The organism is Vibrio gallaecicus (assembly GCF_024347495.1).
Lineage (GTDB): Bacteria > Pseudomonadota > Gammaproteobacteria > Enterobacterales > Vibrionaceae > Vibrio > Vibrio gallaecicus.
Window position 1 is genome coordinate 2,714,759 of the sequence record NZ_AP025490.1, and the last position, 23,726, is coordinate 2,738,484.

A 23,726-nucleotide genomic window follows, 5' to 3' on the forward strand; every position below is an offset into this window, starting at 1 on the left:
ATTACTTACTCCCTTCACGGACAATACTCACAAATAGCTCTTCTAAACGGTTTGCCTTATTACGCATAGAAAGAACTTTCACATTTTGCTCACTCAATTGAGCAAAGATCGTATTCAAACCTAAGTTCTTATCGATTTCGATTTCTAATGAGCCATTCACCATCACTTGGCTATTTACACCTTCTAACTGAGGCTCAGATACGCCCTCTTCTAAATCGAGAATAAAAGTCTCAGCACTCAACTTACCAAGTAACGCCTTCATAGTCGTATTCTCAATCAGTTCACCGCGATTAATGATTCCGATATTACGACACAACATTTCAGCTTCTTCTAAGTAGTGCGTGGTTAAGATAATAGTAATGCCCTGCTTTTCGTTTATCTCTTTAAGGAACTCCCACATTGAACGTCGCAGTTCAATATCTACCCCAGCAGTCGGTTCATCTAAGATCAGCAATTGCGGTTCGTGCATCAATGCGCGAGCAATCATCAAACGACGCTTCATACCACCAGATAAGTTACGAGCTCGCTCGTTGCGCTTTTCCCACAAGTCCAACTGAGTCAGGTATTTTTCAGCACGCTCTTTTGCTAGCGGTCTTGGCACACCGTAGTAACCAGCTTGCTGAAGTACAATTTGTTCAACGGTTTCAAAAGGGTTGAAATTAAATTCTTGAGGAACCAAGCCTAAGTTTTGCTTTGCTAGCTCAAGGTCGGTATCAATATCATAACCAAAGACTTTAACCTGACCTGAAGTCTTGTTAACCAAAGAGGAGATAATACCAATGGTAGTAGATTTTCCCGCTCCATTTGGACCAAGCAGCGCGTAAAAGTCGCCTTTTTCAACACTTAAACTCACGCCTTTTAAGGCTTCAAAGCCACCAGCATACATTTTTCTTAACTGTTCAATTTCCAGAGCATACATAAAGATACATTGCCATTTTATGATTATTAGTCGTATATTTTTCGATCCACAATGATCAAGCAGTGAGATTTCATAGCTCTTAAATATTGCATGACGATCGTTTTGCCAGCAAGTCTATCGTTCATTGACGATGAATACAAATAAGCATTGGGATTTTCACATTTTAGACCTTCCGAAAATAAGTAAACTCATCCCAAACAAATAAAAACGCCGTTAAGTGGGAAACTCAACGGCGTCATCTATACGGTCTTAAGTGTAGCAAGATTAAGTTCAGTGAAATTAAATTTCGCTCTGAACGTTAAACTGCATCAAATTGATGTTCATCTCTGTCGACATAAGTTTTAGCAGCGTTTAAAGCTTCATATCTAAAGCGATAAGTATTAGATTCAGGAACAAGGTCAATCACATGGAACTTTTCAAGCTGCTGACGTGTGCTTTCATTAGGGCACAATAAGTAAACTTCACACTTTGCATCCAGCGCATCTTTGATAGCATTTTCTAATGCCAACCCGACCGTCACATCGATCATTGGGACATCCGTTAGATCGAGAATCATAACTTCATAGTCCGCAATACTTGAGTGTTGGCGAGATATTGCTTTTGATACACTGAAGATCATTGGACCTGATAAATAGAAAAACAGAACTTTACCATTAGCACTATCGAGTAACTGACGTTCACTATCCGTCAATGGCAAATCATCCTCATCGGCATCACTGATTGCTTTAACCTGCCTTGCTTGCTCACGGCTCAAACGCTCAATAATTAAAATATTTGAAATAAAAACACCAAGCCCAACCGCAACAATCAGGTCAACAAACACTGTTAATAGCATTACACCATACATGATCGCCATACCAGCAAAGCTCACCTTATGAGCTCGCTGAATAAAACTCCAATCAAGAATGTTAAAACCAACATAAACGGCAATACCGGCAAGAACAGCCATTGGAATTGGTTCAGTCAGCCCACCAGCAACTAGCACAACAAGCGCTAATACCAATGCCCTGATCACACCAGAAAGCGGGGATCGGGCGCCGACTTGGATATTCGTCACGGTTCCCATCGTTGCACCGGCACCAGGCAATGCTCCAAATAAACCTGAAAGAATATTCGCAATACCCTGACCACGAAGCTCTTTATCAGAGTCATGTTCTTTACGAGTTAACGAGTCACCAATGACCGCCGTCAGCAGAGTATCAATACAGCCCAATGTACCCAGTACTAAAGCATCGATGACCATAGTGGTAAAAACTTCAGCATTAATGGTTGGGATAACTAACGAAGGAAGACCAGCTGGAATCTCACCGATACGGCGAATAGTTTCTGTATCAAAAATGATGACAGATAATAACGTGACGGCGACTAAGGCAACCAACTGAGCAGGAACGTATTTACGATATTTAGAAGGGAATAAGAAAAGAATCGCAAGTGTCAGTAATCCTAAGAACAGTTCACTGAACTTCATATTCGCTACAGTATCAGGCAGTGCCGCCAAAGTCCCCATAACTCCACCAGAAGGTGCTGCATGACCAAGTAGTGGAGAAAGCTGTAAGATTATGAGTATGACTCCAATGCCTGACATAAAGCCGGAAATCACACTGTACGGCATCAAAGTGACATACTTACCTAACTTTAACGTCCCTAGTAACACTTGGAATGCACCAGCCATCATCACGACCGTAAAGGTCATCGCCATGCCAGATTCAGGGTACTTTGCCATCATGCTTGTCATAACAGCGGTCATAATAACGGTCATTGGTCCAGTGGGTTCTGAGATCAAACTACTTGAACCACCAAACAATGCCGCAAATAAGCCAACCATAATGGCACCCCACAGCCCTGCTTCCGCACCAGCACCAGAGGCAACACCAAAAGCAAGAGCTAAAGGCAAAGATATAATGGCCGTTGTTACACCACCAAACATATCCCCTTTTAGGTTCATATCTTCAAAACGACTTCCAAACACTATGCAGCTCCCTGCGAATAAAAACTCAAACCGTATCACTTTACCAAATGTGACAACTTTTCAGAAAGTGTTAATTCAATCACATTCATCATGACATATAACTAGATCGTATCATTATCAGTAAGTTGATGATTTTTGGTGCTAGTACACGTCAGATGAGTACCGTTCAATGAAGTTTTATAGGGATTGAATTTGTAACATTGTGTATAGTTACGAAACTTATTTAAGGGATATAAGACGTAAGATGCCAGAAATTAAACAGCTTTTTGAAAATAATTCGAAGTGGTCAGAATCAATTCGCTCTGAACGTCCGGAATACTTTACTGCACTTGAAGAAGGACAAAATCCTGGGTTTCTTTGGATCGGCTGCTCTGATAGCCGAGTACCTGCCGAACGTCTAACCGGTCTATATTCTGGTGAGCTTTTTGTTCACAGGAACGTTGCAAACCAAGTAATCCATACCGATTTAAACTGTTTATCGGTCGTGCAATACGCGGTTGATGTACTTGAAGTTAAGCATATTATTGTATGCGGTCACTACGGTTGTGGCGGTGTAAATGCAGCAATAGAAAACCCTAATTTAGGGTTAATTAATAACTGGTTATTACATATCCGAGATTTATACCTCAAGCACCGTAACTGGCTTGGCGAAATGCCTAAAGAAAAATGGGCAGATAAGCTGTGTGAAATTAACGTAGCTGAACAAGTGTATAACTTAGGTAATTCAACCGTATTGCAAAATGCTTGGGAGCGTGGACAAGATGTTGAAGTTCATGGTGTTGTCTACGGAATTGGTGACGGAAAATTGCAAGATATTGGTGTGCGTTGCTCAAGCCGAGAATCATTAGAAGTTAACTACCAGGCTGCTATGTCTAAAATTTTAAATTCAGATATCCTCAAATAATTTCAAAGCTCAGTATCAAATAAACAATATCGAATAAATAACAGTTACGAGATTTGATAGCTTAGTTTTAGTACAAGAAAAACGCCCGCTATGATAAGCGGGCGTTTACTTTTATATTGAATCTAAATAAAGCTTATTCTTGAGGAACGACTTTACCGATATAAGGTAAGTGACGGTATTTTTGAGCATAATCAATGCCAACACCCACGACGAATTCATCCGGGATTTCAAAGCCAATCCACTTAGTATCTACATGAACTTCACGACGAGAAGGCTTATCCAATAAAGTACAGATCTCGATAGACTTAGGACCACGTAAGCTTAAGATTTCTTTGACCTTAGTTAACGTGTTACCCGTATCAATAATATCTTCAACAAGCAGTACATCTTTACCTTGGATATCATCATCAAGATCTTTCAAGATACGTACATCACGTGAGCTTTCCATCGTATTACCGTAACTAGAAGCCGTCATAAAATCGACTTGATGAGTTAGGTTAATCGCACGAGCAAGATCTGCCATAAAAACAAAAGATCCACGTAACAAGCCCACTAGTACTAAATCTTCACTACCTTGGTAATGTTCCGTGATCTGCTTACCTAGTTCATTTACTCGATCTTGAACTTCTTGCTCAGAGATCATGACTTCAACTGTATGCTTCATACTGCTCTCAATTCTATTGGGTAATTGCGACAAGTTTAGACTCTAACATGAATCTCTGCCGTTCCATTTCGGGGCTAAGTCTAGCACTGCTCAAATAGTCACACCACCTTGAGTCTTCACTTTACTAGAGTTTATGTGGTTAAAGGAGCTCCTCAGCCCTCTCATAAATTAACTTGCAGTGCGCCGTGTTATTTAAAAAACAAAAACCGTATCAAAATTGATATAACTGTCTATAAAAACATCATAACTGTTTGACCATTTGCATATGCACCATTACACTCATTGTGCGTAAATAACAAAATAATCATTAATATAATAATTCGTTGGCAAGGAACTGATATGGACTCAATAGCTAAGAGACCTAGAACTAGGCTTTCCCCTTTAAAAAGAAAACTCCAGTTAATGGAGATCGCACTTGAAGTATTTGCTCGCCGTGGTATTGGTCGTGGTGGACACGCAGATATTGCTGAAATTGCTCAAGTGTCTGTTGCAACTGTCTTTAATTACTTCCCAACTCGTGAAGATCTTGTTGATGAAGTTTTGAACCATGTTGTACGTCAATTTTCTAATTTCTTAACAGATAACATTGACTTAGACCTGCATGCAAAAGATAACCTGCAAAACATTGCTAATCAGATGGTGACATTAGTCGCTGATGATTGCCAATGGCTTAAAGTATGGTTTGAATGGAGTGCATCGACTCGCGATGAAGTTTGGCCGCTGTTTGTAACAACAAACCGTACGAACCAAGCATTACTGAAGAATATGTTTACTAAAGCTATCGAGCGTGAAGAAGTGTGTGATAAACACAGCCCTTCTCACTTAGTGAATTTGTTCCATGGTATTTGTTACTCACTGTTCATTCAGGCAAATCGTGCTCAATCACAAGAAGAACTAGATACGCTGACTGATAGCTACCTAAATATGCTTTGTATCTACAAGTCGTAAAAACTAAGTAATAGTTATTCGTTTTACCTAGGCTTAAATAAAAAAACCGCTGAATTATCAGCGGTTTTTTATTAACTTAAAAACAAATTAAAAAAGAATTACTTCTTCTTTTTCACTGCTTTTTTGTTTGGAAGGTCAGTGATTGAACCTTCGAATACTTCCGCAGCTAGACCAACAGACTCGTGTAGAGTTGGGTGAGCGTGGATAGTCAGTGCGATATCTTCTGCATCACAACCCATTTCGATTGCTAGGCCGATTTCACCAAGAAGTTCACCACCGTTAGTACCAACAACAGCACCACCGATTACGCGATGAGTCTCTTTATCGAAGATCATCTTAGTCATACCGTCAGCACAGTCAGAAGCGATTGCACGACCAGAAGCAGCCCAAGGGAAAGTAGCAACTTCGTAGTTCAAGCCTTCAGCTTTCGCTTCTTTCTCAGTCTTACCTACCCAAGCAACTTCTGGCTCAGTGTACGCAATTGATGGGATTACTTTAGGATCGAAGTAGTGCTTCTTACCAGAGATAACTTCAGCAGCTACGTGACCTTCATGCACACCTTTGTGAGCAAGCATTGGTTGACCAACTACGTCACCGATCGCGTGGATGTGAGCAACGTTAGTACGCATTTGCTTATCAACATTGATGAAACCGCGCTCATCAACTTCGATACCTGCTTTTTCAGCATCGATAAGTGCACCGTTTGGAACACGACCGATAGCAACAAGAACAGCATCGTAGCGCTCAGCTTCAGCTGGTGCTTTTTTGCCTTCCATTGAAACGTAGATACCATCTTCTTTCGCTTCAACAGCTGTCACTTTGGTCTCAAGCATAAGCTTGAACTTATCTTTGATGCGTTTAGTGAAGACTTTAACGATGTCTTTATCCGCAGCAGGGATAACTTGATCGAACATCTCAACAACATCAACTTTAGAACCTAGAGAGTGGTAAACCGTACCCATCTCAAGACCGATGATACCACCACCCATGATAAGTAGTTTTTCTGGTACTTCTTTCAGCTCTAGTGCATCCGTAGAATCCCAAATACGTGGGTCTTCATGAGGAATGAACGGAAGTTTAATTGGGCGAGAACCCGCAGCGATGATTGCGTTATCGAAGTTAACTGTTGTCGTTTCTTCGCCAACAACTTCAATGCTGTTAGGGCTAGTGAATTTACCAAAGCCATTAACAACCGTTACTTTACGCATCTTAGCCATACCGCCAAGACCGCCAGTCAGTTGATCAACAACCTTATCTTTCCAGATACGGATTTTGTTGATGTCCGTTTGTGGTTCACCAAACACAACGCCGTGCTCAGCCATTGCTTTTGCTTCTTCAATTACTTTTGAAACGTGAAGAAGTGCTTTTGATGGAATACAACCAACGTTTAGACATACGCCGCCAAGAGAGCTGTAGCGCTCTACAAGTACAGTTTCAAGACCTAAGTCTGCACAACGGAATGCTGCTGAGTAACCAGCAGGACCTGAACCAAGTACAACAACTTGGGCTTTAATTTCTTTGCTCATTGTGACCTCTTGTAGTCATTATCCCTAACAGGCTAAGTAGGTGTTCTTAAATTATTGGACTTTCAAACAAGAAACATTTTACAGAGATGTTAACAGTGTGAAAGTAGCTTTAAGTTAGCCTGTGAGCTAGACAACAATTCCCTTCTAGTTTATGAAACATGCAGGTAACTGTTCTCTAAAAATAGTCTTTATATAAAGAATTAAGGTGACCCGAAAGTCACCTTAATAATTACTTTCTAACTTACAGTACTAGACGACGAATGTCAGATAGTGCGCTGTTTAGGAAAGTAATGAAGCGTGCACCTTCTGCACCATCGATCACACGGTGGTCGTATGATAGAGACAGTGGAAGCTGTAGACGTGGTTGGAATTCTTTACCATTCCAAACTGGCTTAATTTCAGACTTAGATACACCTAAGATGCCTACTTCTGGAGCATTTACGATTGGAGTAAATGCAGTACCGCCAATACCACCAAGGCTAGAGATTGTGAAACAACCGCCTTGCATGTCTGCCGCTGTTAGCTTACCTGAACGTGCTTTCTTAGAAACAGCCATTAGCTCTTCAGATAGCTCGTAAATGCCTTTCTTGTTCACGTCTTTGAATACAGGAACAACTAGACCGTTTGGTGTATCAACAGCGATACCCACGTTTACGTACTTCTTAAGAATGATGCTTTCGCCATCTTCAGAAAGAGAAGAGTTAAACGCTGGGAATGCTTCTAGCGCTTTAGCAACAGCTTTCATGATGAACACAAGTGGAGTGATCTTCATGCCTGTGTCTTTCTTCGCTTCGATTGCGTTCTGTTCTTTACGGAATGCTTCTAGCTCTGTGATATCAGCGTTGTCCCACTGTGTAACGTGAGGGATCATTACCCAGTTACGGTGTAGGTTAGCGCCAGAGATCTTCTTGATCTTAGAAAGCTTCTGAACTTCCGTTTCGCCGAACTTGCTGAAGTCAACTTTTGGCCATGGTAGTAGACCAAGAGCAGAACCGTCGCCGCCTTTGCCTGATGCTGCTGCACCAGATTCAAGACGCTTAAGTGCATCTTTAACGTAAGACTGAACGTCTTCTTTAAGTACGCGACTCTTACGGCCAGTACCTTTAACTTTCGCTAGGTTTACACCGAATTCACGAGCTAGACGACGAACAACTGGAGATGCGTGAGCGTACTCGCCGTTCTCTTGGAAGTCGTTAGCTGCTGGAGCTTCTGCTTTTGCCGCTGGAGCAGGTACTGGAGCCGCTACAGGAGCTGCCGCTTGTGCTGGAGCCGCTGCTACTGGAGCTGCGCCTTCAACAACGAAAGTCATGATTGAAGAGCCTGTTGACACTTTGTCACCAGCTGCAATCTTGATTTCTTTTACTGTACCAGCGAATGGTGCAGGAACTTCCATTGAAGCTTTGTCGCCTTCAACAGTAATTAGAGATTGCTCTTCTTCTACTGTATCGCCAACCGCTACCATGATTTCAGTAACTTCAACTTCGTCACCACCGATATCAGGAACGTTCACTTCTTTCTCAGCAGATGCTGCTGGAGCCGCTGCAACTGGTGCCGCCGCTGGAGCAGGAGCTGCTGCAACTGGAGCGCCAGAACCTGCCACTTCAAATACCATCACTAGAGAACCAGTAGATACTGAATCACCAGAAGCGATCTTGATTTCTTTAACGATACCAGCGAATGGTGCAGGAACTTCCATTGAAGCCTTGTCACCTTCAACAGTAAGAAGAGATTGCTCTTCTTCTACTGCGTCACCGATAGCAACCATGATTTCAGTTACTTCAACTTCATCACCGCCGATATCAGGAACGTGAACTTCTTTAAGCTCAGCTGCCGCTGCAGGAGCAGCTGCAACTGGTGCCGCCGCTTCAACTGCTGGCGCAGCCGGTGCTGCTGCAGCACCTTCCGCTTCGAAGATCATGATAAGAGAACCAGTAGAAACAGAATCACCTTCTGAAATCTTGATTTCTTTAACGATACCCGCTTGAGACGCTGGAACTTCCATTGAAGCTTTGTCGCCTTCAACAGTGATCAGTGACTGCTCTTCTTCAACCTTGTCGCCAACGTTTACAAGAATCTCAGTTACTTCAACCTCGTCAGCACCGATGTCTGGTACATTAATTTCGATTGTCATTGCATTTACCTACCTTAATGCCAGTCTTATGCGTATTGCGGGTTAATTTTGTCTGCGTCGATGCCGAATTTAGCAATAGCTTCTACAACTACTGATTTTTCAACATCACCACGTTTAGCCAGTTCAGTTAGTGCAGCAACAACAACGTAGCCTGCATTTACTTCGAAGTGACGACGTAGGTTTTCACGGCTGTCTGAACGGCCAAAACCATCAGTACCAAGTACTTTGTATGATTCTGAAGGCATGAATGCACGTACTTGTTCAGCGTAGTTCTTCATGTAATCCGTTACTGCGATTGCAGGCTCGTTACCAAGAACAGTTGTGATGTACGGTACTTTCTCTTCAGCTTCTGGGTGAAGCATGTTGTCACGCTCAACCGCTTGACCGTCACGAGTCAGTTCGTTGAAAGACGTTACAGAGAATACGTCAGATGCTACGCCATACTCTTCGCTCAGGATCTTAGCTGCTTTACGCGCTTCGTTCATGATAGTACCAGAGCTCATTAGTTGAACTTTAGACTTAGAACCAGCGTAAGACTCAAGCTTGTAGATACCTTTACGGATGCCTTCTTCAGCGCCTTCTGGCATTGCTGGCATTGCGTAGTTCTCGTTCATTACTGTTAGATAGTAGTAAACGTTCTCTTGGTTCTCACCGTACATGCGACGGATACCGTCTTGCATGATTACCGCTAGCTCGTAAGCAAACGTTGGGTCGTAAGAGATACAGTTAGGTACTGTGTTCGCCATGATGTGCGAGTGGCCATCTTCGTGCTGTAGACCTTCGCCGTTTAGCGTTGTACGGCCTGCAGTTGCACCAAGTAGGAAACCACGAGCTTGTTGGTCACCTGCTAACCAAGCCATGTCACCAATACGTTGGAAACCGAACATTGAGTAATAGATGTAGAACGGAATCATCGGTAGATCGTTCGTGCTGTATGAAGTTGCAGCAGCAACCCATGAAGCCATAGAACCTAGCTCATTGATACCTTCTTGAAGAACTTGACCAGACGTTGCTTCTTTGTAGTAAGAAACGATGCCTTTATCTTCAGGTGTGTAATCTTGACCGTGTGGGTTGTAAATACCAACCTGACGGAATAGACCTTCCATACCGAATGTACGAGCTTCATCACAAATGATAGGAACGATGTTCTTACCAATGTTCTTATCTTTAAGAAGGATGTTTAGTGTACGTACATAAGCCATAGTTGTAGAGATATCACGCTTCTGCTCACCCAGTAGTGGAGAGAAAGCTTCTAGCTCAGGCACTTTAAATTCTTGAGTGAACTTAGGCAGACGCTGAGGTGTGTAACCATGTAGAGCGTTACGACGAGCGTGCATGTATTCGTATTCAGCAGAACCTTCTTCCAGTTTTAGATATGGAAGTTCAGCGATTTTCTCATCAGAAAGAATATCTTCTAGACCTAGGCGATCACGTAGGTGTTGAACATGAGTCATGTCCATTTTCTTAACACCGTGCGCAATGTTCTTACCTTCAGCTGCATCACCCATGCCGTAACCTTTAACAGTCTTAGCTAGGATTACAGTCGGCTTACCGTTTGTCTCTTTTGCATTGTTGAATGCAGCAAACAGTTTAGAAGAATCGTGACCACCACGCTTAAGCGCGAAGATTTCGTCATCAGTCATGTCTGCAACTAGTGCAGCTGTTTCTGGGTACTTACCAAAGAAGTGCTCACGTACGTACGCGCCATCTTTAGATTTGAATGTCTGGTAGTCACCGTCGATAGTTTCATTCATTAGTTGAAGAAGCTTACCAGTCGTGTCTTTAGCTAGTAGAGAATCCCAGTTGCTACCCCAGATAACTTTAACAACGTTCCAACCTGCGCCTTTGAATAGACCTTCAAGTTCTTGAATGATGCTACCGTTGCCCATTACAGGGCCATCTAGACGCTGTAGGTTACAGTTGATTAGGAAACATAGGTTGTCTAGCTTCTCACGCGCAGCGAAAGAAATAGCACCACGTGATTCCGGCTCATCCATCTCACCGTCACCTAGGAACGCGTATACGCGTTGCGCTGAAGTTTCTTTCAGGCCACGACCGTCAAGGTACTTAAGGAAGCGCGCTTGGTAGATAGCAGAGATAGGGCCAAGACCCATAGATACAGTAGGGAACTGCCAGAACTCAGGCATCAGTTTAGGGTGCGGGTAAGAAGGGATACCTTTACCATCAACTTCTTGACGGAAGTTATCTAGCTGTTCTTCAGTTAGACGACCTTCAACGAATGCACGAGAGTAGATACCTGGAGAGATGTGACCTTGGTAATAAACTAGATCGCCACCGTCTGTCTCATTTGGAGCACGGAAGAAGTGGTTGAAACATACTTCGTAGAACGCTGCAGCTGACTGGTAAGAAGCCATGTGACCACCAAGGTCTAGGTCTTTCTTAGAAGCACGCAATACGATCATGATTGCGTTCCAGCGAATAATCGAACGAATACGACGCTCAAGAGTTACGTCACCAGGGTAAGCTGGCTCTTGTGCTGCTGGAATTGTGTTGATGTAGTTCGTGTTGATGCCTGTAGCCATATCAACACCATCTAAACGCGCTTTATCTAGAACTTGTTCTAGTAAAAACTGTGCACGTTCTACACCTTCTTCACGTACTACTGACTCAAGAGCTTCTAACCAATCTTGAGTTTCCAGAGCATCAACGTCATGCTTCATGTCAGACATGGCGATCTATCCTTTTTGTTAGTTGGATTCTACTAAACACGTAAATAGCCGAAGTATTACGGCTATTTACCCTGTTGGATTCGACGTAAAGAACGTTCGCGTCGCGATTCTTCTTTAGTCAAATCCATCAATGTTTCTTCGATATAAGCTAAATGAGAATGTGACATTTCACGCGCCTGTTCTGGCTGCCCTGAAACAATCGCATCCACTATATTAGCTCGATGTATGCTTACTTTCTCTACAACATCTTGACGACGGTGTAATAGTTTTAAATTCTCTAAAATATTCTGCTCTAGTAACGGAGCGAGGCTTCGCACTATGTGAAGTAACACCACATTATGTGCGGCTTCAGTTAGAGCAATAAGAAAAGCCATAACTGCAGCGGATTCAGCGTCGATATCGTTCTTTTCCTGCGCACCATGAATATTATCTTGGCATGCTTGAATTCGAGCAAAATCTTCATCGGTTCCACGCAATGCTGCAAAGTAAGCTGAGATTCCTTCCATCGCATGACGCGACTCCAACAAGTCTAGTTGGGTTTCAGAATGACTCGATAACAAATTAAGAAGAGGATCTGAAAAACTTTTCCAAATATTCTCACTCACAAACGTTCCCCCACCTTGACGGCGAGTCAGTAAGCGCTTTGCTTCTAAACGTTGTATCGCTTCTCGGATTGACGGACGAGACACATCGAACTGTTTAGCCAGTTCACGCTCAGGCGGCAATTGCTGCCCAGGAGCCAGTGTTCCTTCCACTATCAACCTTTCTAACTCCTGCTCAATAACATCAGAGAGTTTTGGCTGACGAATCCTTTGATAAGCCATAATTTGTTGTTCTTCTTTTGCAGGTAATTGGTAATACCAATTTTTAATTTGCGCAGAAATTAACATAATTAAAACGCCACTGTCCAGCCTAAAATTGACCTGAATCATAGAACAAGGCGTGAATTAACCATGATTTAACAAATGAAATTTAAAACAGCAACTAAATTGGTCTTACCATTTACAGGGGTAATACTTTTGGGGAGGATTCGTGCTAGAAAGTTTCAGGATAAAAATGAATTGTTTCAGATTGATTTACCTACCCCGTTCAAAAATCAAACCAACCGCACACTAAAAGGAAAAATTTTGTTCATAAGTTTTAATATATTTGTATTTGATAGCCCCATCACACTCTCTAGCATTCATCGCTTTCCGCCAACCAATCTGATTACAAATTGATAACCAAATCAATCAATCTAGGCTCTAAAACCAAAAACATTCACGACAATAAATCTGTCTTTATAAAGGGGGAAGGCTCAATCCATCTTTAAATTTAACCCAATCAAATACTAGACCAGGATCCGTTTTACGCAACGGAGATATATATTGATGACCCGTAATACGCGGGATGGTTATTTTGGGGAAGTGCTTCATCAGAGTTTCAGTAAGTGTTGATAAAGACAAGTACTGCTCTTTCGTATAAGAAACAAAATCACTGCCTTCTAATTCAATGCCAATCGAGTAATCATTGCACCTATCTCTTCCAGCAAAGCTCGACTGCCCCGCATGCCACGCCCGATCGTGAAAAGGGACAAATTGTACAACTTCTCCATCTCGACGAATCAAGCAATGCGCAGAAACCCCCATTTGATGAATAACTTCGAAGAACGGGTGCTCTGCTGGATTTAAATTACCAGTAAAAAATTGCTCGATATACGGACCACCAAATTCACCCGGTGGCAGGCTAATATTGTGTACAACTAATAGTGATACATCATTCAGCTTAGGGCGAGAATCGTAAAAAGGAGAAGGAACGCGCCTAGCATTTTCATACCAACCAACGGTACTTATTGTCATTATTAACCTACTTAATTTATCAATAAAGAAACCTGATTCAACTCAGACCTTTGTGCTTATCGGTTCAACTCTTTAATTTGCAGCTAAGCAAGAGTATCATTCCTACCCCACTCCCATTCAAGATTAGATTTGCGATGAAAAATACACATAACAGCCAACAACGCCTTGACTACTTAAAAGAGCAATTGCCATTAGAGATTACTCGAGCTGTAGCTGAGACTATTAGAGAAGATTTAGGCGGTACGCTTGATCCTATGGCTGATATTACTGCAAGTCTAATTCCTGCTGATGCGGTCAACACTGCAACCATCATTACCCGTGAACATGGTGTTTTTTGTGGTCAAGCATGGGCTGATGAAGTGTTTAAGCAATTAGGCGGTGAAGTCACTATCGAGTGGAACGTACAAGACGGTGATAAGGTTGAACCAAACCAAACACTGTGTACGTTAAGCGGACCAGCGCGAGCATTATTGACCGGCGAACGTAATGCAATGAACTTTATACAAACCCTTTCAGGTTGCGCTTCTATCACTGCTACCTACGCAGAAAAGGTCAAGCACACTGAATGCCGCCTGTTAGACACTCGAAAAACGATCCCAGGTCTGCGCAGCGCACTGAAATACGCGGTTGCTTGTGGTGGCGGTTTCAATCACCGCATTGGTGTTTTTGACGCTTATCTTATTAAAGAGAACCACATCATTGCATGTGGTGGTATCGAGAAAGCGATTTCAACAGCAAAAGAGCTAAACCCAGGAAAACCTGTGGAAGTTGAAACGGAAAGCTTAGAAGAGCTAGAGCAAGCCATCAATGCAGGTGCTGACATCATTATGCTGGATAACTTCACAACAGACATGATGCGTGAAGCCGTAAAATTGAATGCCGGACGTGCTGCTCTTGAAAATTCAGGAAATGTGACACTCGACACTATCGCTGAATATGCTGAAACCGGCGTGGATTACATCTCCGTTGGTGCACTGACCAAACATTTAAAAGCACTTGATCTATCCATGAGATTTCAAGCATAAGAAAGACATTAAGTAATTAATAACATTAAAGGTTCTGACGAAAATCAGAGCCTTTTTTATTTGGGTTTTTATCAATAATGAGAACGTAAATCTAACCTCGTCACATAATTTTGCAGCTCGAATGAAATTGAACATCAATAAACACTAAGCCACTCGAGCACCACCCCATACGGTATTTTTATTATCAAAGCAGACACCTATCATCATTCCATCACAGGTTAGTGATCAATTAATCTATATGGAATACAACATGAAAAATAGAAATGCTAAAAAGCAAAATGGTTTTACCTTAATTGAATTGATGATTGTGGTCGGAATTATCGGCATATTAAGTGCAATTGCAGTACCAGCATATAAGAGCTATGTAATCAAAACCGAAGCAAATACTGGAGTTAGCATACCTAAAACCCTATTAAGTAATATAGATATGTATATACAAGAAAATGGAGCATTCCCTGAAGACGCTCAAGCAAGCGATTTTGGAGCAGCAACCGACATGAGTGCTATGGGGACTCTGAAATTTACAAAAGACGGAACTACAGCCACTAATGGAACAGCTGATTTCACATTTGCGAGTTCAGCATCACTAACAGGGAAAAAAGTAACTTATACGAGAAGTAACTCAGGTTGGAAGTGTACACATGACATCCCTGCTACATTACTTTCAGATACCCTGAAAGGCTGTAAATTGTCGGCAACGCCTTAACGTGTCCAATAACCTTCCAACACTGCTACTTCAGGCTAATTTACTTAGCCTGACGCAGGAGCAAGCTGTGGTGGAACATATACAAGCTTCTGGCGCTTCTGCGCCAGAAGCTTTAATTTCTCTTGGTTGTTTTAACGATAAAGATCTCACTGCGCATTTAAACGAGATATTTGGTCTACCTGTCGTTCAGCTGTCAGGTATAGACTACCAGCCTCTATGTGAACAGCTTGGTTTACGTGAACTGATTACCAAGTACAATGCAATTCCTCTCAGGTGCTCATCATCAACGCTAACCCTAGCTGTTTCTGACCCAACAAACTTACAAGCCGAAGACGACTTTAGGTTTGCAACAGGCTTGCAAGTTGAAATGGTACTGGCTAATTCAGATGAGCTCATTGGTGCTGTACGCCGTTTATACGGGCGGAGTATTTCCGGCTCTAATTCAAAACTCAAAGAAATCAGTCAAGATGAACTAGCAAACCTCGTTGAAGTCTCAGATGACGAAGTCACATCGATAGAAGATTTAAGTAAAGATGACTCTCCCGTTAGCCGATTTATTAACCAAATATTAGTCGATGCCGTGAGAAAAGGCGCATCAGATATTCATTTTGAACCTTACGAAGAGTCTTACCGCGTTAGGTTGCGTTGCGACGGTATTCTTGTCGAAACTCAGCAGCCAGCCTCTCAGCTTAGCCGTCGCCTATCAGCTCGCTTAAAAATCCTTTCTAAGCTGGATATATCGGAACGAAGACTCCCGCAAGATGGTCGTATTAAATTACGCCTGAATGAAGAAATAGCCATTGATATGCGCGTATCAACGCTGCCAACGCTATGGGGTGAGAAGATCGTCCTTCGCTTGTTAGATAGCAGTGCGGCCAATCTCGATATTGATAAATTAGGCTACAGCGATGAACAAAAGCAGCTCTACTTAAATGCATTGCAACGCCCACAAGGTATGATTTTGATGACAGGTCCAACGGGTAGCGGAAAAACCGTCTCACTTTATACAGGGCTTAGACTTCTCAATACGCCAGAAAGAAATATATCTACAGCCGAAGATCCTGTAGAGATCAACTTATCCGGTATCAACCAAGTTCAAGTTACCCCTAAGATTGGCTTTGGCTTTGCAGAAGCCTTACGATCTTTTTTAAGGCAAGATCCAGACATCGTAATGGTTGGTGAAATACGAGATCTAGAAACCGCGGAAATCGCAATTAAAGCCTCTCAGACAGGTCACTTAGTTTTATCTACTTTGCATACTAACTCAGCAGCTGAAACGGTAGCCCGACTTTCCAATATGGGTATAGAACCTTTTAATCTTGCTTCTTCTTTAAGTCTCATCATTGCACAAAGACTTGCTCGACGATTGTGCAAACATTGTAAAACTCCAGATACCTCACCTCATATATTTTTAAAACATGGAATAGCTAATGAGCACACCATTTATCAAGCCAATAAACCTGGCTGTAATGAATGCACCAAGGGCTACTCAGGTCGTGTCGGTATCTATGAGGTCATGCCTTTTAGTGATGACTTAAAAGAAAGCTTAATCACAAAGCCAAACGCACTAGAAATAGAACAAATAGCGAAAAAAAACGGCATGAAAACTTTACAAGAATCCGGTATTCAAAAGCTTATTGAAGGCACAACTAGCTACCAAGAACTACAGCGTGTTTTGTATTTATAAGTTATTTGTATATCTAAATTAATAGTAAGAATCACCGCTGTGCTGGTAATTCAATAACCAAAATAAAAGATTAAGACGATAAGTTAACGGAGCCGTAATGAATAAAACAAGCCAGCCACAATTAAAAAATTATCGTTGGAAAGGAATCAATAGCTCCGGTAAAAAAGTGTCAGGACAAACTTTAGCGCTTACAGAGTTAGAAGTAAGAGAAAAGCTTAAAGAACAGCATATACAAATTAAGAAAATAAAAAAAAGCAGTGTTTCCGCTTTAACTAGAATAACCAACCGAGTGACACCAAAAGACATTACCGTATTAACTAGGCAGCTAGCCACCATGCTTACAACAGGTGTACCAATTGTTCAGGCAATTAAGTTGGTTTCAGACAATCATCGTAAAGCTGAAATGAAATCGATTCTTTCACATATAAGTAAAGGAGTGGAAGCGGGCACCCCAATATCTAAATCCATGCGAACCGCAAGCCGCCATTTTGATGACCTATACACAGATTTAGTCGCTACCGGTGAGTTATCAGGGACATTGGCTGAAGTCTTTGAGCGGCTAGCTACTTATCGTGAAAAAAGCGAGCAATTGAGAGCTAAAGTCATTAAAGCGCTAATCTACCCAGCGATGGTCGTGCTAGTAGCATTAGCAGTTTCTTACTTAATGCTCACTATGGTTATTCCTGAATTCGAGTCAATGTTTGCAGGATTTGGGGCTGAGTTGCCCTGGTTCACTCAACAAGTTCTACATTTGTCTCACTGGATGCAAGCCTATAGTTTTTACGCTGCGGTCGGTATCATCGTCTCTATTATCAGCTTTAAACTTGTCCGAAAACGATCCTACTCAATTCGCTTGGCGACCAGCAGACTTGGTTTGAAATTTCCAATCTTGGGCGGTGTTATATCAAAAGCCTCCATAGCAAAATTTAGCCGAACTCTTTCCACCAGCTTCAGCTCTGGTATTCCAATTTTAACCAGCTTGAAAACCACCGCAAAAACGGCAGGTAACCTACATTATGAAGTCGCAATTGGCGAGGTTCATCGAGAAACAGCAGCTGGTATGCCAATGTATATTGCAATGCGTAATACCGATGTTTTCCCTGAAATGGTGTTGCAAATGGTGATGATCGGAGAGGAGTCTGGAAACCTAGACGACATGCTCAATAAAGTCGCTACTATCTATGAATTTGAAGTGGATAATACCGTAGATAATTTAGGTAAAATTCTAGAACCTTTAATCATCGTTTTCCTTGGTACGGTAGTTGGGGGGCTTGTAGTTGCCATGTACTTACCAATATTTAATCTTATGAGTGTGTTAGGATAAACGCCAGATTATTCAGACATTAATGAGTTGGCTTTGTACCACTCATCATTACATTGGTACCGCATACTATGGAAGTATTTGATTACTATCCTTGGCTATTTCCTGTATTAGCTTTTATTTTTAGCCTGCTCATTGGCAGCTTCCTAAATGTCGTGATCCATCGTTTACCTATAATGATGGAGAGGGAGTGGAAGCAAGAATGTTCAGAATGTTTTCCTGAACACAATATCCCATTGCCGGAAGGCACCTTTAATTTAAGTGTTCCTCGGTCAACATGCCCAAAATGTTCAACACAACTTAGGCTCATTGATAATATCCCAGTCCTTAGCTGGTTATTATTAAGAGGAAAGTGTCATAGCTGCTCCAATCCCATAAGTGTTCGTTACCCTTTAGTTGAATTGCTCACCGCAACGTCGTGTTTAGTCGTTGCAAGCCATTTTAGTTTCAGCTACTACGCCGTTGCACTGTTATTTTTTACTTTTGTCCTTATTGTCGCCACGTTTATCGACCTAGATACAATGCTACTTCCTGATCAACTGACATTACCTCTGATGTGGTCTGGTATCGCTCTTGCTCTATTCGGTATAAGCCCTGTTTCTTTACAAGACTCTGTCATCGGTGCAATGGCTGGTTACTTGTGCCTTTGGAGTGTCTATTGGGCATTTAAGCTATTGACCGGTAAAGATGGTATGGGCTTCGGTGATTTTAAATTACTCGCGGCGCTCGGAGCCTGGTTAGGTTGGCAACATTTACCTCTAATAATCTTACTTTCATCACTTGTAGGGCTAGTATTTGGTCTAATACAATTGCGATTAAAACAACAAGGTATCGACAAAGCCTTTCCATTTGGTCCTTATCTTGCTATTGCTGGCTGGGTGAGTCTCATTTGGGGTAATGATATTATGAATTGGTATTTCACTTCTGTACTAGGAATTTAACAATGCCATTAATTATTGGGCTGACTGGTGGCATCGCCAGTGGTAAAACAACTGTCGCCAACTTGTTCCATGAGCATTTTGGGATAGATATTGTTGACGCTGATATTGTTGCAAGAGAAGTTGTTGAAATAGGAAGTGAAGGTTTAAATTCGATTGCCCTTCATTTCGGTGATGACATTCTTTCAGAAGACGGGAGTTTGAATCGAGCAAAATTACGCGAGATCATATTTTCTAACCCTGAAGAAAAACAGTGGTTGAACAATTTATTACACCCACTGATTAGGAATAAAATACAACAAGATCTTGCTTCTATTTCATCCCCTTACGGTTTTCTTGTCGCTCCCCTACTAATCGAAAATAATATGCAAGAAATGATCGATAGGATACTTGTTGTGGATGTTTCTTCAGAAGAACAAGTTAATCGTACTGTCATTCGTGATAATGTTACTTCAGAGCAGGTTGAAGCTATTCTAAAATCTCAAGTATCTCGAGAGCTTCGATTATCACAAGCTGATGATGTGATTGAAAATCACACAAAAAACCAGGAACTTTTGCCTCAAATCACAGAATTGCATCAAAAGTATCTGGCTATTGAACTAGAAAATCGGTCAAAATAGCACTAAGTAGAATTAAGGCAAGTTCGATGATCACCCATAAATTTGAACATCCTCTCAATGAGAAAACACGTATTTACTTAAGAGTCGAATCACTCTTAAGGCAACTTCATTTGTCTTCTACATTTTCAGATGCTCAACAGTATCAACTATTCTTTCGCTCGCTTTTTGATCTTCTAGAGATTTTTGAGCAAATGCAGCTAAAGAGCGAACTTGCTAAAGACATCGAAAAACAACGATTAACCTATAAAAGTTGGTTAAATGTTGATGGTGTCGACCACCAAATGCTTCAAACTCTACTCTTTGATATTGATAATACCCACCAGTCTTTAATGAAAGCGGAAAGATTTGGTCAGTCTTTAAAGGAAGACAGGTTTCTAGCGGCTATCCGACAACGTTTCAACCTTCCAGGTGGTTCATGCTGCTTTGACTTACCAGCCTTACATTACTGGTTGCACTTACCGCTCGATAAAAAGATAAGAGATGCAAATGCTTGGACTGGCAGCTTACAATCCCTATCTGATGCGTTAAATTTATGGTTAAAACTCACCCGAGAGACAGGGCATTTCAAGAACCAAATTGCACGAGCAGGGTTCTTCCAAAGTGATGCCGAAGATGCCAATATTTTGCGCCTTTCTATTCCAATGCAATACGGCGCTTACCCTATGATTTCCGGTCATAAAAACCGTTTTGCTGTTAAATTCATGAGTTTTGATACAGGGCAGGCATGTACTCAAGATATAGAGTTTGAGTTAGCGATTTGCACCTAATTAAATTCAAAAACATCAGCTTATAAAAACAAGCACTACTCACTATTATCCAAAGAATGACTATGCAAAAAAAAACCACAATCGTTAAATGTCCACAATGCAGCGCTGATGTTGAATGGGGAGAACAAAGTCCTCACCGCCCATTTTGCAGTAAACAATGTCAAATGATTGATTTTGGAGAATGGGCAGATGAAGAGAACTCCATTGCTGGCGCTCCAGATATGTCAGATAGTGATGGTTGGTCGGAAGACCAATACTAAATAATCACTCCGACACCTTTTAAGGCTGATGTAATAATCAGCCTTTTTTCCCTCTATCACTTATCACTTATCACTTAGATAAATGACATAAAGCCGTCACCTTAATCCACTCAATTTGTCTTACTTCTTGCCTATAGTCATAGCCTCTAAATTATTCCGGAACTGAAAGCGTCACTTCTTTCACCTATCATTCCAACCACAATCAACCGTTTAGGTAATCCGGAGTGATTCAATTTATATGCTTATACAAAGGATGATTAAAGATGAAACGTAGCTTAATGACAATTGCTATTATTGCCGCCTTAGCCGGATGTAATTCAAGTAATGATGAATTAGATGATGGTTCAACATTCACTCTTCAGCTTTTACATGTAGCTGATATGGATGGCTCTAATGCAACAGCCCTATCTAATGCCGGTAATTTCGCTTCGTTAGTTTCTGGATTTACCAGTCAATATCCAGAAAATACATTATTTTTAAGCTCTGGCGACAACTACATTCCGGGATCTCGCTACGAAGCAGCCAAAGATAACTCAATGAGCTTAGTCAACGGTATCAAAGTTCCTGGCGTCGCAAGAGCTGATATCGCTATGTTAAGTGCTATGGGCCTGCAAGCTTCCGCGGTAGGTAATCATGATTTAGATGGTGGAAGTGCGGAGTTTGCAAGCATCATAAATAAAGATGGTGATTACCCCGGAGCACTGTTCCCTTACTTAAGTTCCAATATGGATTTCAGTACGGATACCAATACTGTTGACCTTGTTGTTCCTAGTGGTCAAGTCGCGGATACAATACCTAACAGCCTAACTCAAACAACAGTTATCGAAGTCAATGGACATAAGATAGGCATCGTTGGTATCACAACACCAACTAATGATGATATTACCAGTACAGATAATATTGCCGTTTATCCAGAAAATGACTCGATAGAAGACCTGGCTGTCATTGTTCAAGCCCAAGTCGACAGATTAACTCACTCTGGTATAGATAAAGTTATTGCGCTTGCGCACATGCAATCTATTCGCTTTGAAAAACAATTAGCAGGTTTATTAAAGGGTGTCGATATCATCGTCGCAGGTGGTTCAAATACATTGTTAGCAAATGATAGTAACCGACTTTGGGATGGTGATATTAAAGCAGAAAACTACCCAATAATGCTAAATGACGCCGATGGAAAAGATGTCGCTATCGTTAATGTCGATGCTGATTATAAATACTTGGGGCGTTTAGTCGTAAGTTTTGATACCAATGGTGATCTCATTGCTTCAAGTATTGATCCGAATGCAAGTGGTAGCTTTATTACCGATGATCAAATGGTTGCAAGTATTGATGGATCTACAGCTAATACTGAAGTGGAAGCTATCGTTGATGCTGTTAATAGCGTAATTATTGCCAGTGAACAAAACATCATTGGTCATACGGATGTTTATCTAAATGGCACCAGAGGATATGTTCGAACAGAAGAGACAAATCTTGGAAGTCTGACAGCTGATGCTAATTTGTGGTACGCACAATTGCACGATGCTCAAGTCCAAATATCTCTTAAAAACGGAGGCGGTATTCGTGCTGATATCGGCTACTCTGAATACCCTGCAGGTTCTATTGATCCAAATGAGCTTCAATACTACCCACCAGCCTCTTACCCTCTTGCAGGTAAAGGTGAAGGTGATATTTCTCAATATGATGTCCAATCTGCCCTCGCATTTAATAACAGTTTGGCAATTGTCGATCTTACCGCGGATGAACTATGGGACATTCTTGAATATGGCGTTGCTGGTGTTGAGAATATATCTGGTGGTTTTACGCATATCGGTGGTATGTGCATTGAATACGACGGTTCAAGAACAGCACGAGTAGCTGACCCTATCACCGGCGATGTCACAACTCCAGGACAACGAATCCGAAAAGTTATTGTCGATACAAACGGAGACAATACTTGTGGACCTAGTGATGAGTTGGTTGTTAGTGATGGGGTTGTCGTAGCGAACAATAACTACAAAGCAGTCACTCTTAGTTATTTGTCTCTATCTGAACCATACCCATGTACCGATAATGGTAATGGCGGATGTTCAAATCAAGTTATGCTAGAAGATGATGGAGTCATGACAGTGGATCCTCAACAGAGTAACTTTGCGGCAACTGGTACTGAACAAGATGCCTTAGCTGAATACCTTCAAGCATTTCATGCCGATGAAAATACACCGTACTTAACAAAAGATAGTGTGGATGGCGGCTTAGCGGATACTCGTATTATACGTTTAGACTAGCTATTATAATGAGTATAAGGATTAATATTACAAACTAAACATTTGTATATGTGCCTCCCTTAAAGAACCCATAATGAATTAGCTACACTTTAAAATACGAATAGCTAGAAACAAAAAAGCGGAGCCAAATGGCTCCGCTTTTATCGATAGAATGCAAAAAGAATTACTTCTTAGCAAGCTTCTCTTTAATACGAGCTGACTTACCAGAACGCTCACGTAGGTAGTACAACTTGGCACGACGTACTGCACCACGGCGTTTAACTTCAATGCTATCAACCATTGGAGAGTGAGTTTGGAACGCACGCTCAACACCTTCACCGTTCGAGATTTTACGAACTGTGAATGCTGAGTGAAGACCACGGTTACGAATAGCGATTACTACGCCTTCGAAAGCCTGTAGACGCTCACGGTCACCTTCTTTTACCTTAACCTGAACTACAACAGTGTCACCTGGTGCAAATTTAGGAAGGTCTGATTTCATTTGCTCTTGCTCTAGAGCGTTGATGATGTTGCTCATTTGTATAAATTCCTAGAATAAACTGATAC

The 23,726-nt window shown here is 41.6% G+C and carries 20 protein-coding genes; 11 read left to right on the plus strand and 9 right to left on the minus strand.

Annotation, left to right across the window (positions count from 1 at the left end; all coding sequences use genetic code 11):
- Window position 1: 1 nt before the first annotated feature.
- Together OCU78_RS11705 and OCU78_RS11710 are read right to left on the minus strand one after the other, a co-directional pair.
- The gene (locus tag OCU78_RS11705) at window positions 2-919 is read right to left on the minus strand and encodes an ABC transporter ATP-binding protein (protein WP_137373393.1); all 918 of its coding nucleotides are present in this window, start codon (window positions 917-919) and stop codon (window positions 2-4) included.
- A gap of 298 nt (window positions 920-1,217) precedes the next feature.
- Window positions 1,218-2,888 (minus strand): SulP family inorganic anion transporter, encoded by a 1,671-nt coding sequence (locus tag OCU78_RS11710; protein ID WP_137373392.1) that lies wholly within the window; start codon window positions 2,886-2,888, stop codon window positions 1,218-1,220.
- Between the two features lie 244 nt (window positions 2,889-3,132).
- Here OCU78_RS11710 and can point away from each other — a divergent pair, with 244 nt between their 5' ends.
- Window positions 3,133-3,792 carry a carbonate dehydratase gene (can, locus tag OCU78_RS11715; RefSeq protein ID WP_137373391.1) on the plus strand — a complete coding sequence of 220 codons (660 nt, stop codon included), beginning with the start codon at window positions 3,133-3,135 and terminating at the stop codon, window positions 3,790-3,792.
- Window positions 3,793-3,925: 133 nt separating this feature from the next.
- Here the strand turns inward: can and hpt are convergent, their stop codons facing one another.
- Complete coding sequence (gene hpt, locus OCU78_RS11720; RefSeq protein ID WP_137373390.1) at window positions 3,926-4,456, minus strand: hypoxanthine phosphoribosyltransferase; 531 nt, start codon at window positions 4,454-4,456, stop codon at window positions 3,926-3,928.
- A gap of 339 nt (window positions 4,457-4,795) precedes the next feature.
- Here hpt and OCU78_RS11725 point away from each other — a divergent pair, with 339 nt between their 5' ends.
- Entirely contained in the window at window positions 4,796-5,404 is a 609-nt protein-coding gene (locus OCU78_RS11725) for a LuxR/HapR/OpaR family quorum-sensing transcriptional regulator (RefSeq protein ID WP_137373389.1), read from the plus strand.
- A 98-nt stretch (window positions 5,405-5,502) separates the two neighbouring features.
- Here OCU78_RS11725 and lpdA read toward each other — a convergent pair whose 3' ends face one another.
- From lpdA to ampD, 5 genes are all read right to left on the minus strand, one after another.
- Window positions 5,503-6,930 carry a dihydrolipoyl dehydrogenase gene (gene lpdA, locus OCU78_RS11730; RefSeq protein ID WP_137373388.1) on the minus strand — a complete coding sequence of 476 codons (1,428 nt, stop codon included), beginning with the start codon at window positions 6,928-6,930 and terminating at the stop codon, window positions 5,503-5,505.
- Window positions 6,931-7,171: 241 nt separating this feature from the next.
- Entirely contained in the window at window positions 7,172-9,061 is a 1,890-nt protein-coding gene (gene aceF / locus OCU78_RS11735; RefSeq protein ID WP_137373387.1) for a pyruvate dehydrogenase complex dihydrolipoyllysine-residue acetyltransferase, read from the minus strand.
- 26 nt (window positions 9,062-9,087) lie between these two features.
- Window positions 9,088-11,751, minus strand: coding sequence for a pyruvate dehydrogenase (acetyl-transferring), homodimeric type (gene aceE / locus OCU78_RS11740; protein WP_137373386.1), 2,664 nt, complete (start codon window positions 11,749-11,751; stop codon window positions 9,088-9,090).
- A 62-nt stretch (window positions 11,752-11,813) separates the two neighbouring features.
- The gene (gene pdhR, locus OCU78_RS11745) at window positions 11,814-12,575 is read right to left on the minus strand and encodes a pyruvate dehydrogenase complex transcriptional repressor PdhR (RefSeq protein ID WP_137373617.1); all 762 of its coding nucleotides are present in this window, start codon (window positions 12,573-12,575) and stop codon (window positions 11,814-11,816) included.
- Between the two features lie 456 nt (window positions 12,576-13,031).
- The gene (gene ampD / locus OCU78_RS11750; RefSeq protein ID WP_137373384.1) at window positions 13,032-13,589 is read right to left on the minus strand and encodes a 1,6-anhydro-N-acetylmuramyl-L-alanine amidase AmpD; all 558 of its coding nucleotides are present in this window, start codon (window positions 13,587-13,589) and stop codon (window positions 13,032-13,034) included.
- Between the two features lie 134 nt (window positions 13,590-13,723).
- Here ampD and nadC point away from each other — a divergent pair, with 134 nt between their 5' ends.
- From nadC to OCU78_RS11795, 9 genes are all read left to right on the plus strand, one after another.
- Window positions 13,724-14,614 (plus strand): carboxylating nicotinate-nucleotide diphosphorylase, encoded by an 891-nt coding sequence (gene nadC, locus OCU78_RS11755; RefSeq protein WP_137373383.1) that lies wholly within the window; start codon window positions 13,724-13,726, stop codon window positions 14,612-14,614.
- Window positions 14,615-14,864: 250 nt separating this feature from the next.
- Window positions 14,865-15,320 carry a pilin gene (locus tag OCU78_RS11760; protein ID WP_137373382.1) on the plus strand — a complete coding sequence of 152 codons (456 nt, stop codon included), beginning with the start codon at window positions 14,865-14,867 and terminating at the stop codon, window positions 15,318-15,320.
- A gap of 1 nt (window position 15,321) precedes the next feature.
- Window positions 15,322-17,007: a type IV-A pilus assembly ATPase PilB gene (gene pilB / locus OCU78_RS11765; RefSeq protein WP_137373381.1), complete on the plus strand. Its 1,686-nt coding sequence runs from the start codon at window positions 15,322-15,324 to the stop codon at window positions 17,005-17,007.
- 97 nt (window positions 17,008-17,104) lie between these two features.
- The gene (locus OCU78_RS11770) at window positions 17,105-18,331 is read left to right on the plus strand and encodes a type II secretion system F family protein (protein ID WP_137373380.1); all 1,227 of its coding nucleotides are present in this window, start codon (window positions 17,105-17,107) and stop codon (window positions 18,329-18,331) included.
- A 68-nt stretch (window positions 18,332-18,399) separates the two neighbouring features.
- Window positions 18,400-19,269: a prepilin peptidase gene (locus tag OCU78_RS11775; protein WP_137373379.1), complete on the plus strand. Its 870-nt coding sequence runs from the start codon at window positions 18,400-18,402 to the stop codon at window positions 19,267-19,269.
- 2 nt (window positions 19,270-19,271) lie between these two features.
- Window positions 19,272-19,886, plus strand: a complete 615-nt coding sequence (gene coaE / locus OCU78_RS11780) for a dephospho-CoA kinase (protein ID WP_137373378.1) — start codon at window positions 19,272-19,274, stop codon at window positions 19,884-19,886.
- 26 nt (window positions 19,887-19,912) lie between these two features.
- Window positions 19,913-20,653 (plus strand): cell division protein ZapD, encoded by a 741-nt coding sequence (zapD, locus tag OCU78_RS11785; protein ID WP_137373377.1) that lies wholly within the window; start codon window positions 19,913-19,915, stop codon window positions 20,651-20,653.
- 62 nt (window positions 20,654-20,715) lie between these two features.
- Window positions 20,716-20,913 (plus strand): DNA gyrase inhibitor YacG, encoded by a 198-nt coding sequence (gene yacG, locus OCU78_RS11790; protein WP_137373376.1) that lies wholly within the window; start codon window positions 20,716-20,718, stop codon window positions 20,911-20,913.
- Between the two features lie 263 nt (window positions 20,914-21,176).
- The gene (locus OCU78_RS11795) at window positions 21,177-23,180 is read left to right on the plus strand and encodes a bifunctional metallophosphatase/5'-nucleotidase (RefSeq protein WP_137373375.1); all 2,004 of its coding nucleotides are present in this window, start codon (window positions 21,177-21,179) and stop codon (window positions 23,178-23,180) included.
- Between the two features lie 163 nt (window positions 23,181-23,343).
- On the opposite strand, the gene rplS is transcribed toward OCU78_RS11795, so the two are convergent.
- Window positions 23,344-23,697: a 50S ribosomal protein L19 gene (gene rplS, locus OCU78_RS11800; RefSeq protein ID WP_137373374.1), complete on the minus strand. Its 354-nt coding sequence runs from the start codon at window positions 23,695-23,697 to the stop codon at window positions 23,344-23,346.
- Window positions 23,698-23,726 lie beyond the last annotated feature (29 nt).